The sequence below is a fragment of the Porphyromonas circumdentaria genome (genome assembly GCF_900167105.1).
GTDB lineage: Bacteria > Bacteroidota > Bacteroidia > Bacteroidales > Porphyromonadaceae > Porphyromonas > Porphyromonas circumdentaria.
In genome coordinates this window covers 20,259-31,253 of the sequence record NZ_FUXE01000019.1, presented here as the reverse complement: position 1 = coordinate 31,253, position 10,995 = coordinate 20,259, and the positions used below count along the sequence as shown (strand labels likewise).

Sequence of the window (10,995 nt, the reverse complement as noted above, 5' to 3'; positions counted from 1 at the left end):
CTAATTTCCCAATATTTTTCGATAGATTGTAGAGTAATTAATCGCGTAGATTCTTTAGAGGTTCGTGATTTTGATTGTTTTCTATTGTGTTTTACTGAATATGTCAAGCCTTATTAAGGTGGTTATAGCGTTGGGGTTCCACCTCTTCCCATTCCGAACAGAGAAGTTAAGCCCAACTACGCCGATGGTACTGCGTAACAGTGGGAGAGTAGGTAGCTGCCTTTTTTTTGAGAGAGTCCTTTGGATGGTATATCCAGAGGACTTTTTTTGTTATAGGAAGGAGAAGATAATGATCCTACATGGGATATAGGGTCAAAGAGGGAATAACGATACTCTCCTACAAAAGGGGAAGGCTTAGCTGTTTCTTTTTTGGGATACTACCTTCGCTCCTTACAAGACTATCAGGATAAGCGCATTATTCTCTAGACCCAAATCGCTAGGAAAATCTTTTACCGCCTCTCCGACATCAACCGATTATCGCAAGATAACCAGGTATTTTCCAGTAGTAAGTGCAACGCAAATAGAAAGAATATCCCCAGAAGGACTAGCCCCTCTGGGGATCGGCGTCAAAGATTATATTTGCGTTAAACATGAAAAAATACAACCATTTGAGCCGAGAGCAAAGGTACACAATAGATCGGCTATTACAACAAAAGAAATCTGATTCTTTCATTTGCAGACTGGAATCTCCATACATCAAGTAATATAATTAAGATTTTTTGGAGTATATTTGTTGAGAAGTAATTAAATGTAATCAGGGTTGACTTGTTGTATGGTCTATATCAGATTGTTAATTAAGTGTTCAGGCACTATTGAATGAATTATTTCTTTTTTTAAGGCAGAGTGTTTTTGAAAAGAATCACATAGTAGCAAAAAGATTACTATTAAACAAATAATACTTCGTAGACAATGAAAAGAATTGTTTTTACAGCTTGGCTGTTGATTTTAGCGACAATATCCTTGAAAACAGCCTTTGCACAAGCACAAACTCCCAAATATCTCTTCAAAGGGATTCATTATCCAAGCATTACTTGGGGATATTATGGGTGCCGTTACGACTATTCTCAAGAGACGCAGTTAAAATCCGTATCGTACTATATTGGTGATGATTCGCCCAATAGGATCGACTCTATTCACTACAATCAACAAGGGTTAATAGAGAAGATAGACAAGTATTTTTATTCTTGTATACCAGTATATCCTCTTCCCTTAGCAGAAGTTGTTTCCTATAGTTATAGCGAGAGTGGAGACATAACTGTTAGAGAGGTAGAGGATCTTACAGGAGATAATAAAGGACTCAAGAGCGAATTCTTTTATGATGAAAAAGGGAATAATATCGAGATAAAAACAACCTATGACTCTGGAAAAGTTTCTCGTCTTCTAAAGTTTTTCAACGATAAGAATCTACTGGTTAAAGAGGGCATTACAGGCGATAATGGAGATGAACTTGTGAGCAATATAAAGAATTACGAATATGACGAGCAGAATAATCTCGTTAAGGTAGTTCAATTCACGGATAAGGCTGAAAAAGAAGAGCTAGGTAGGATTGAATATGTTTATGATGGGAAAAAGCTCATGGAAAAAAGTTCTTTTAGCATAGAAAATGGTGTTTCAAAGCTTATGCAAAAGAATTACCTATTCTACGATGATACCAAAGAGGCGAGCGATATCTATTACCCAAAAATCCCATTCTATATGGACAGCCCCATCTTCGCTTTTCCTCTGGTAAATTACCTGCTTGAAACGGGTAAACTCAGAATTAAAGAAAAGATGGTGAATAATCCGAATTCAACGGTAGATCAGATTTATGTTTACCTCTATGATTTCCAAAACCCAGATGCAGTAGACCAAATTAGCTTGAAAGAACCTATCGTTAGTTGCAGTGGTAACTCGATTACAATTGAAGGATATCAGATGAAAAGAGTATCTATTTACAGTGTCGATGGAACTTTGCTTTACGATGTGCATCAAGAAGCGGACAAGATGGTTTTCCCCATGCTCGTTGCTAATCAAGTGTATCTTATCCGCGTTACCGATGCGAGTGGCCACACGTCTACTATAAAAACAAAAATTTAGAGTAGTATTAGTTCTCCTATTTAGGCGGGTGTTCAATAGAACCTCTCAGACTTATGACGGTTTTATTGAGCACCTTAATTGTATTAGTTTTGCACTGTAGTTTTAATTAGTACTGTGGCGTGAAAAAGATATTTTTATGTTCTTCTTTCAGAGATGTTGCATCTTTGTTTGAGGGGGTTCTGGGAAGTGATGTACTGAGAGGTAAAAGAGTAACTTTTATTCCGACTGCAAGTTTTACAGAGAAAGTTACATTTTATGTTGGAGCTGCTAGGAAGGCTCTGGAGAAGATGGGTGTGTTTGTAGATGAATTAGATATTTCGACTGCTTCCTCTGAAGAAATTATTGCTAAGTTGCACGTCAATGATTTTATTTACGTAACAGGGGGAAATACCTTTTTTCTACTTCAAGAGTTAAAGAACTCTGGTGCCGATAAACTTATTAGGGAAGAAGTATTGTCTGGAAAAGTATATGTTGGAGAGTCGGCTGGGGCAATTATCCTTTCTCCTCATGTTGGATATGTTACAGAAATGGACAGCTTAAAACATACCCCTGAATTACAAGATTTTTCAGCTTTGGGATTGGTAGATTTTTATACTGTTCCTCACTACAAAAATTATCCTTTTGTCGGGATTACTAAGAAAATAGTTTCTCTATATCAGCATAAACTGCCTTTATATCCTATTAGTAATACGCAAGCAATATACGTAGAAAAAGAAGAGATAAAGGTTATAACAACAGGTTTGTAATAAGAGGCAGGGCTTTTTCATTACCCTTTCCTTTGCACACTTCGTCAAAAGTCTTTGCGAGCATTTTCTGTACTCACCAATTATCGTCATTACTAACTCTCTCTCTTAGATAGCGAAGAGCCTTTTCGTCTTTTACTGGCAATTTGTCCAGCATAAACGTAGCTAATATTCTTGTCTGAGAAGCTTTATGCTCAAATAGGTCGAGAGCTATTTTTGAGCAGTCTTTGGGAGGGGAGTTGATAAAATCTTCATTGGCATCTTCGACGATGTGTCGGAAGTCGTGCACGATGAGCAAAATTTCATCCAGAATGGTATCTATCTCCACAGAGAATATTTCTCGATTTTAGCTTCACTTCAGGGGAGGAGGCTTTTGTTCCCTTTGAAGTGTTGGTAAGAAAAGCCTTTTGGAAATGATTTATTCTTTTCCAAACTTTTCTCTATGTTTTGTTATTTCTTCTGCATGGTCAAGAGCCCAATCAATAAGCCCTTCTAATGGAGGAATTAAACTTTTGCCCAAAGAGGTTAGGGTATACTCTACTTTAGGAGGAACTTCTGGATATATTTTTCTGGAGACTAATTTGTCGGCTTCTAAAGATTTCAAAGATATAGAAAGCATCCTCTGAGAAATATTGGGAATTCTTTTAAGGATTTCATTGAATCTCAGGGTTCCCTCTGTGTGTAAAAGCACCAAAATTCGCAGAGACCATTTGTCTCCAAATCGGTCAATAATACCACAAGCAGGGCAAATAGTTCCCTCAAAATTATTTTGCATTAGCGTCTATTTTTATTGTCCTGATAATTAGCAAAACTAACATTTTTGTAACTATCTAATAACTCTGTTAGTTCTTTTTTTATACAGACTTACTATCTATGTTTGTGTTTACAAAGGTAATTCAACTATGTGATGGATTAAGTATAGATTATTTTGCTCGGCATATATTATTGACGTTTTTATGATAGACTTTGAAGAAATACACTTTACAGGCCCCATATGGAGACCTCCTTATGAGGCAAGTTCCGTACTCTTGCAAGTAACTGTTGGTTGCACATACCATAAATGTAAATTTTGCAGCTTGTATTCAGGACTTAAATTTGAAATATCTCCGTTATCTGAAATTATATCAGATTTGAAAGTAATTCAACATTACCAGCCCAAAGCAAAACGAATATTTTTAACTGGAGCTAATCCCTTTGCTTTGAGTTTTGACAAATTGAAAAATCTTGCGACTATAATACATGATTATCTACCTCGCTGTCAAATAGGAATGTTTTCCCGTATTTCGGATATTAAAAATAAAACGGTAGAGCAGTTAAAAGAACTTAGAAGTTATGGGATTAATGGTATTTCTATAGGGACAGAAACTGGAGATGACATTACCTTAAGCGAAATGAATAAAGGAAATACCTCAAAGGATATTTTAGAACAATGTAGAAAATTGGAAGAAGCAGGAATCGAATACTACATTGTTTACTTAACAGGACTTGCAGGTAAAGGAAATGGAGAACGTAATGCTTTGGCAAGTGCAAAATTATTTAGTCAATTGAATCCCTTTATAATATCTGTGGTTTCTTTAACCTTGTTCCCAGAGTCAGAGCTTTATGAAGATATGCTTAATGGTCTCTATGTTGTAGCTCCTGAACATGAACGATTGGAAGAGTTAATGTTGTTTATAAATAATCTTGAAAATAGGACAACATTACTAGCTAATACGGTATCAAATCCCATTCCCATAATAGGAGCTTTACCGGAGGATAGGGTACGTATTTTATCTGAGTTAAGAGAGATAAGAGATAGTATTAGTGAAATGGAATTGAGGATGTATAGACAGAGTATATCTTCCCTATAACCCGTTTTATAAGTTTATTCATAGGAGTTCAGATTGTCTTATTGTATGAGGGGAGAATGTGTTAAGAGTTTTTGCACTCCAATCAATTATTGATAATAGAAGTTTAGTAAGGGACTAAATAAAAAGCCAGTCGAAACTGGCTTTGTGAAAGATGTACAAAAATCATATTTGTACCGTTGCAATGAAATCACTGCGCTCCCTCAAGGACTTGAACCTTGGACCCCCTGATTAACAGTCAGATGCTCTAACCAACTGAGCTAAGGAAGCATTTCGCATGCAAAGGTATTACTTTATTTTTTATTTCTCAAATCATTGATAATCTCAATTCTAAGAAGTCAGTCAAAAAATAGCTGCAAAGTCTGAGAAAACATATCAATGACGCAATCCCAGAATGAACGCCTTTTCCCGAATCTGTTTGAGCCGAGAGAAGTTGCCTTCTTTTTCTACTTAATTTATCACAGGAGGAAACTCAAGTTATCATAGGAGGAAACTGGAGTTTTCTCAAGTCCTAATTGGAGTTATCACACGTGCAAACTTTTCAAAGGTTTTGTCTAACATTCAGAAGGGTGTGCGTTTCGGCAATTCAAGCCTTTTCCCAACTCAAAAAGGCCCTTCTAAAGTTACCTTTTTGTTACTTCACGAATAAGATTTTATTAAAAGATACTCCCTTTTTCCTTTCTCCATCACTTTGTAGTATCTTTGCGCTTAGGGTATAGGTGCCCTGTTGTTGATGTAAAGAAGCAGTAAAAAAGAAGATGATTTTATGGAAAAAGAAAACAAAAATGGGAAGAAAAAGTTGATTTTGGCGACAATTCAAGGGAGTGATCGCCCTGGTGTTACAGCTTCTTTAATGGATATATTAGCAGAGCGAGAAGCTTTTATCCTGGATATTGGTCAATCTGATATTCACAGCAACCTTAATTTGGGGATTCTCTTCGAAACTACCGAAGAGGCATCGGGTCCTATATTGAAGGACCTCCTTTTCAGAAGTTACGAGCTTAATGTCTCGGTACGCTTTACCCCCATTACACCAGAAGACTATACAGAGTGGGTCAATGCCCAGGGAAAGAATAGATATATCATAACTGTTGTAGCTCGAAAGATTACAGCTGCCATGCTTGCGGCCCTAACGGATAAGACTGCCATGCAGGGACTGAATATCGATAACATTCGTCGTTTAACGGGTCGTATTCCTCTTGATAAGGAAGAGCGTATACCTATGGCAAGTATCGAGTTTTCTATGCGTGGTACCCCGAAGGACTTAGATCAGTTAAAAGCAGACTTGATGGCCGTCTCTTCTGAATTGGCCTTTGATATCTCTATTCAGAGAGAATCTATGTTCCGCAGAATGCGCCGTGTGATATGCTTCGATATGGACTCTACTTTAATTCAGACTGAGGTAATTGATGAGTTGGCCGTACGAGCTGGTGTGGGCGATAAGGTCAAAGAGATTACCGAGCGAGCAATGCGTGGAGAGATTGACTTCCACGAGAGCTTTATAGAGCGCGTAGCTCTTCTCAAAGGGTTGGATGTATCTGTTATGGAGGAGATTGCCGAAAGTTTACCTATGACAGAGGGTATTGAACGTCTCATGAAAGCATTGAAATTTATGGGATATAAAATTGCTATTCTCTCGGGGGGCTTTATGTACTTCGGTACCTATCTACAGAAAAAGTTTGGGGTAGATTATGTTTACGCCAATCAGTTGGAAGTAGGTCCCGATGGTAAATTGACAGGAAAACATATTGGAGAAATCGTAGATGGTAAGCGAAAGGCCGAACTTCTCAAGTTGATTGCTCAGGTTGAAAAGGTGCATTTGCAACAAACTGTAGCCGTAGGAGATGGAGCCAACGATCTTTTGATGCTCCGCGAAGCTGGCTTGGGAATTGCATTTCATGCTAAGCCCAAGGTTAAGGCCGATGCTCGTCAGAGTATTTCTTACGTAGGGTTGGATGGTATTCTTTACTTTTTGGGGTATAAAGATTCCATCTTTGATGACAATTTAATGGAGACGCAAATCGTATGATACGACATATTGTAATATTTAATTTGGATGGCTTTGCCTCTGCACATGAGGCGGAGCAACATCTTTCAAAAATCAAAGTGGCTTTAGAGGCTTTACCTCAAACTATAGAGCCTCTAAAGGCAATGAAAGTAGAGATAAATACCAATCCCAATGAGGGGTATGGCTTCTTGCTCGAAGCACACTTGCCCAATTGGGAAAGCATAGAAGTATATGCTCGTCATCCCGAACATGAAAAAGTAGTGCAAGCACTCATTGTACCCTACAAGAAGAATAGGGCTTGTGTAGACTTTGAGTGTTAACCTTATGATTCTCAAAAGCAAAGATGCGATAAACTTCTATTTTCTTTTTCTACTGTTGAGCTGCAAGGATTGAACGATTTCGATGAGTATCTTACGTACCGAAAATTTGGTAAAACGCTATCGTACGCGTACGGTGGTTAATCATGTCTCTGTTAGTATTGAGCAGGGAGAGATTGTAGGGCTTCTTGGCCCCAATGGGGCGGGCAAAACAACTACTTTCTATATGACAGTAGGCTTGGTAGTTCCCAACGAGGGAAAGATATTTTTAGACGACGTAGATATAACCGACTATCCCGTTTACAAGAGAGCTCGTTTAGGCATTGGTTATTTGGCACAGGAGGATAGTGTCTTTCGGAAGATGTCTGTAGAGGATAATATCCGCACCGTGCTTGAGATGACCGATCAATCCAAAGAGGAACAAAAGCACAATTTGGAGCGTCTTATTAAAGAGTTTCGTTTGGAAAAGGTGCGTAAGAATCATGGGAATAGACTCTCGGGAGGAGAGAGACGACGGGTAGAGATTGCCCGCTGTTTGGCTATCAATCCTCGCTTTATTATGTTGGACGAACCCTTTGCAGGCGTAGACCCGATTGCCGTTCAAGATATCCAATATATTGTAGCTCACTTGAAAGAGAGAAATATTGGTATCCTTATAACCGATCATAATGTGAACGAGACACTCTCGATTACAGATAGAGCCTATTTACTTTTTGAGGGGAAGGTCCTTTTTCAGGGTGTGCCCGAGGAATTGGCCGAAAATGAGATTGTGCGAGAGAAATATCTGGGAAGAGATTTCCTCCTTCGTAGGAAGCGTTTTCACTAAATTTGCACTTCTGATAATTTATAACTTAATAGATGGAGGGGGGTCGTCCTGTGATCGATTTCTCTCCGTAATAGTTTTTTGAATACTTTATTATTATTCTTGTGCTTACCGCCTATAAAAACATTACCTTTGTCCCTTAAGTATAGATATCGAGCAAGATTAACCAAGAAAAATGATAAAGCCAACCCTTATAATTATGGCTGCAGGAATGGGTTCTCGATACGGGGGGCTCAAGCAAATGGCAGGAGTAGGTCCCTCTGAAGAAACCATTATGGACTACTCTGTGTATGATGCAGCCCAAGCAGGTTTCGGGAAAGTGGTCTTCGTAATACGCCGATCTTTTGAAGAAGATTTCCGAAATAAAATCTTGAATAAGTATGACGGATTTATACAAACGGAGGTCGTTTTTCAAGAGTTGACCAAGTTACCAGCACCTTATACCTGTCCTCCCGAGCGCGAAAAACCATGGGGAACCAATCATGCCGTGCTTATGGCAAAAGAGGTGGTACGGGAGCCTTTTTGCGTTATCAATGCAGATGATTTTTATGGTAGAGAAGCCTTTGTAGCCATGGCAAAAGCCTTACAAGAGGTAGAGCCTACAAGCAAGGATAACTACTTTATGGTGGCTTATTCTTTGGGAAATACCTTAAGTGAGAGCGGTACTGTTTCCAGAGGAGTTTGCTCTGTAAATAGTGAGGGCTGCCTCGAAAAGGTAGAGGAACAAACAGCCCTTATCAGAAAAGATGCCGACACCTGTTGGGATGAAAAGAGCAAACTTACATTCCCTATCGAAACCCCTGTTTCAATGAATTTTTGGGGCTTTACTCCCGATTATTTTACTTACTCCGAGGAGGCTTTTAAGGAGTTTCTGTCGGAATACATAAACGAGCCTAAGAAAGAGTTTTATATCCCCTTTATGGTAGATCTGTTAATCCATAAAAAGGGTGCCAAGGTGCACCTTCTAACTAGCGAAGCGCAGTGGTTTGGGGTTACTTATCCCGAAGATAGAGAGGCTGTGGTAGCTCGTCTAAAAAGCTTTGTAGAGAAGGGAAAATATCCATCACCCCTTTTCCAAAAAGCTTGATAAGTAGAATTTTTAGCTAATGATAAAATACAATGAAAGTAAAAACATTACTTATGATTCCTTCTGTATTAGGAGTCCTTTTTACGAGTTGTAATAGCCAGGATGGTACAACTTCGGGGAGTATGCCTGTAGAACCAGGTATTGATCTTGCAGCTCTTGACACTACAGTCAATCCAGGAGATGACTTTTACCGCTACTCTAATGGTGGTTGGATAAAGGCTAATCCCTTGCAACCTGCTTACAGTCGCTATGGAGCTTTTGACTTGTTACGCGATCGCTCCATAGAGCAAATCCATGAAATCGTGGTAGACCTCTCCGCTAAATCTCAGAAAAAGGGTACTAATGAGTATCGCGTAGCTGTGTTATACAAACAAGCTATGGACAGCGTTACTCGTAATGAACTCGGTGCAAAACCTATATTGGCAGATATCAAAGAGATTGAGGATATCAAGGATAAAGCAGAGTTGGTACAGAAAGTTTCTCAGTGGGATAACGAAGGTAACAGCACCCTCTTTAGTTCTTACGTGTGGGCAGACGAGATGAATAGTGATATGAACATCATGCACATCTCCCAAAAGAGCCTTGCTTTGGGCAATCGTGACTACTATTTGGCTACTGATGAAGAGGGTAAAAAGCTTTTAGACGCTTACAACTCTTATATCCACAAAGTACTTTTGCTTACAGGATATAGTGAAGAAGATGCAGCACGTATGACAGCAAACAACATGAAAATTTCAAAAGAGTTTGCTGAGATGTCTTTCTCTCAAGTAGAGTTGCGTGACAGTCGTGCTAACTATCATATGCTTACGATAGATCAGTTCGTAAAAGATTACAAAGGCTTTGACTGGAAAACATACCTTGCAGGTCGTAAACTTAATGAGTTGAAGCAGTGGGATGTAAAGCAACTTCAATTCTTTGAAAAGTTTGACAAGTGGTTCCCTACTGTAGATTTGCAAGAGCTTAAGGACTTCTTGGTAGTTAGCCTTATTGACGGCTCTGCAAGCTATTTGAGCGATGCTTTCGGTGAAGCTTCTTTTGAGTTCTATGGAAAGACTCTTAGCGGTCGTCAGGAGCAACATCCTCGTTGGCGTCGTTCTGTAAACTTAGTAAATGGTGTCTTGGGCGAAGCTCTGGGCGAAGTGTATGTAAAGAAGTACTTTACACCAGAAGCTAAAGAAAAGATGCAGACTTTGGTTAAGAACCTCCAAGTAGCTTTGGGAGAACGTATATCTACCCTAGAGTGGATGTCTGAAGAAACCAAGCAAAAGGCTCATGAGAAACTGAACGGATTTACCGTGAAGATTGGTTATCCCGATCAATGGAGAGACTACTCTAAGTTGGAGATTAGCGAGGATAAGTCTTACTATGAAAACCTTAAGGCTGTAACTCTTTTTGAGCATGAGTATAATATGAGCGATTTGAATAAGCCAGTTGATCGTACACGTTGGCTTATGAATCCTCAAGATGTAAACGCTTACTACTTGCCTACAACTAACGAGATTTGCTTCCCTGCAGGTATCTTGCAACCTCCTTTCTTTAATGTAAACGCAGATGATGCTGTGAACTACGGTGCTATCGGTGTAGTTATTGGTCACGAAATGACCCACGGATTCGACGACCAAGGTCGTAACTACGACAAGAACGGTAATATGATTGACTGGTGGACTGCAGAAGATAGCAAGAAGTTTGAGCTTGCAGCTCAGAAGTTAGTAGGTCAGTTCGACGCTCTTACTATCGTAGGTAATGTAAAGGGTAATGGTAAACTTACTTTGGGAGAAAATATCGCAGACCAAGGGGGGCTCCTAGTTTCTTTCCTCGCTATGCAGAAAGCTCTTCAAGGAAAGAAGGTCGATTTGATTGACGGCTTTACTCCTGAGCAGCGTTTCTTCATTGCTTACGCTCGAGTTTGGGGACAGAATATTACGGAACAAGAGATGATTCGTCTTACTAACATAGACCCTCACAGTCTTGGTGAATATCGTGTAAATCAAACTCTTCGCAATCTTGATGAGTTTTTCAAGGCCTTTAATATCACAGAGTCTGACAAGATGTGGTTAGCTCCAGAGGATAGAGTTCTTGTATGGTAATATAGTT

General features: G+C 39.2%; 10 protein-coding genes, 1 tRNA gene and 1 rRNA gene. 9 read left to right on the top strand and 3 right to left on the bottom strand.

Annotation, left to right across the window (positions count from 1 at the left end):
* Positions 1 to 114: 114 nt before the first annotated feature.
* The 3 genes from rrf (at position 115) to B5D06_RS07870 (ending at position 2,822) form a co-directional block, all read left to right on the top strand.
* Positions 115 to 225, top strand: a 5S ribosomal RNA gene (gene rrf / locus B5D06_RS07880).
* A 684-nt stretch (positions 226 to 909) separates the two neighbouring features.
* Positions 910 to 2,076, top strand: coding sequence for a hypothetical protein (locus tag B5D06_RS07875; RefSeq protein WP_078737457.1), 1,167 nt, complete (start codon positions 910 to 912; stop codon positions 2,074 to 2,076).
* 119 nt (positions 2,077 to 2,195) lie between these two features.
* Positions 2,196 to 2,822, top strand: coding sequence for a peptidase E (locus tag B5D06_RS07870; protein ID WP_078737456.1), 627 nt, complete (start codon positions 2,196 to 2,198; stop codon positions 2,820 to 2,822).
* 73 nt (positions 2,823 to 2,895) lie between these two features.
* Here B5D06_RS07870 and B5D06_RS07865 read toward each other — a convergent pair whose 3' ends face one another.
* The gene (locus B5D06_RS07865; RefSeq protein ID WP_078737455.1) at positions 2,896 to 3,147 is read right to left on the bottom strand and encodes a hypothetical protein; all 252 of its coding nucleotides are present in this window, start codon (positions 3,145 to 3,147) and stop codon (positions 2,896 to 2,898) included.
* 90 nt (positions 3,148 to 3,237) lie between these two features.
* Positions 3,238 to 3,594 (bottom strand): winged helix-turn-helix transcriptional regulator, encoded by a 357-nt coding sequence (locus tag B5D06_RS07860; RefSeq protein ID WP_078737454.1) that lies wholly within the window; start codon positions 3,592 to 3,594, stop codon positions 3,238 to 3,240.
* A 184-nt stretch (positions 3,595 to 3,778) separates the two neighbouring features.
* Here B5D06_RS07860 and B5D06_RS07855 point away from each other — a divergent pair, with 184 nt between their 5' ends.
* The gene (locus B5D06_RS07855) at positions 3,779 to 4,669 is read left to right on the top strand and encodes a radical SAM protein (RefSeq protein ID WP_078737459.1); all 891 of its coding nucleotides are present in this window, start codon (positions 3,779 to 3,781) and stop codon (positions 4,667 to 4,669) included.
* A 193-nt stretch (positions 4,670 to 4,862) separates the two neighbouring features.
* On the opposite strand, the gene B5D06_RS07850 is transcribed toward B5D06_RS07855, so the two are convergent.
* Positions 4,863 to 4,936, bottom strand: a tRNA-Asn gene (locus B5D06_RS07850).
* 496 nt (positions 4,937 to 5,432) lie between these two features.
* Here B5D06_RS07850 and serB point away from each other — a divergent pair.
* From serB to B5D06_RS07825, 5 genes are all read left to right on the top strand, one after another.
* Positions 5,433 to 6,695 carry a phosphoserine phosphatase SerB gene (gene serB, locus B5D06_RS07845; protein WP_078737453.1) on the top strand — a complete coding sequence of 421 codons (1,263 nt, stop codon included), beginning with the start codon at positions 5,433 to 5,435 and terminating at the stop codon, positions 6,693 to 6,695.
* Entirely contained in the window at positions 6,692 to 6,994 is a 303-nt protein-coding gene (locus B5D06_RS07840) for a Dabb family protein (protein ID WP_078737452.1), read from the top strand. The genes serB and B5D06_RS07840 overlap by 4 nt, the downstream gene beginning before the upstream one ends.
* An 82-nt stretch (positions 6,995 to 7,076) precedes the next feature.
* Entirely contained in the window at positions 7,077 to 7,817 is a 741-nt protein-coding gene (gene lptB, locus B5D06_RS07835; protein ID WP_078737451.1) for an LPS export ABC transporter ATP-binding protein, read from the top strand.
* A gap of 175 nt (positions 7,818 to 7,992) precedes the next feature.
* Positions 7,993 to 8,901 (top strand): nucleotidyltransferase family protein, encoded by a 909-nt coding sequence (locus tag B5D06_RS07830; RefSeq protein WP_078737458.1) that lies wholly within the window; start codon positions 7,993 to 7,995, stop codon positions 8,899 to 8,901.
* Positions 8,902 to 8,933: 32 nt separating this feature from the next.
* Positions 8,934 to 10,988, top strand: coding sequence for a M13 family metallopeptidase (locus B5D06_RS07825; protein WP_078737450.1), 2,055 nt, complete (start codon positions 8,934 to 8,936; stop codon positions 10,986 to 10,988).
* The last annotated feature ends 7 nt before the right edge of the window (positions 10,989 to 10,995 follow it).

Coding starts and splice junctions, on each gene's coding strand:
- B5D06_RS07860 (WP_078737454.1), bottom strand. CDS start 3,594: ATGCAAAATAATTTTGAGGGAACTATTTGCCCTGCTTGTGGTATTATT.
- B5D06_RS07875 (WP_078737457.1), top strand. CDS start 910: ATGAAAAGAATTGTTTTTACAGCTTGGCTGTTGATTTTAGCGACAATA.
- B5D06_RS07840 (WP_078737452.1), top strand. CDS start 6,692: ATGATACGACATATTGTAATATTTAATTTGGATGGCTTTGCCTCTGCA.
- lptB (WP_078737451.1), top strand. CDS start 7,077: ATGAGTATCTTACGTACCGAAAATTTGGTAAAACGCTATCGTACGCGT.
- B5D06_RS07825 (WP_078737450.1), top strand. CDS start 8,934: ATGAAAGTAAAAACATTACTTATGATTCCTTCTGTATTAGGAGTCCTT.
- serB (WP_078737453.1), top strand. CDS start 5,433: ATGGAAAAAGAAAACAAAAATGGGAAGAAAAAGTTGATTTTGGCGACA.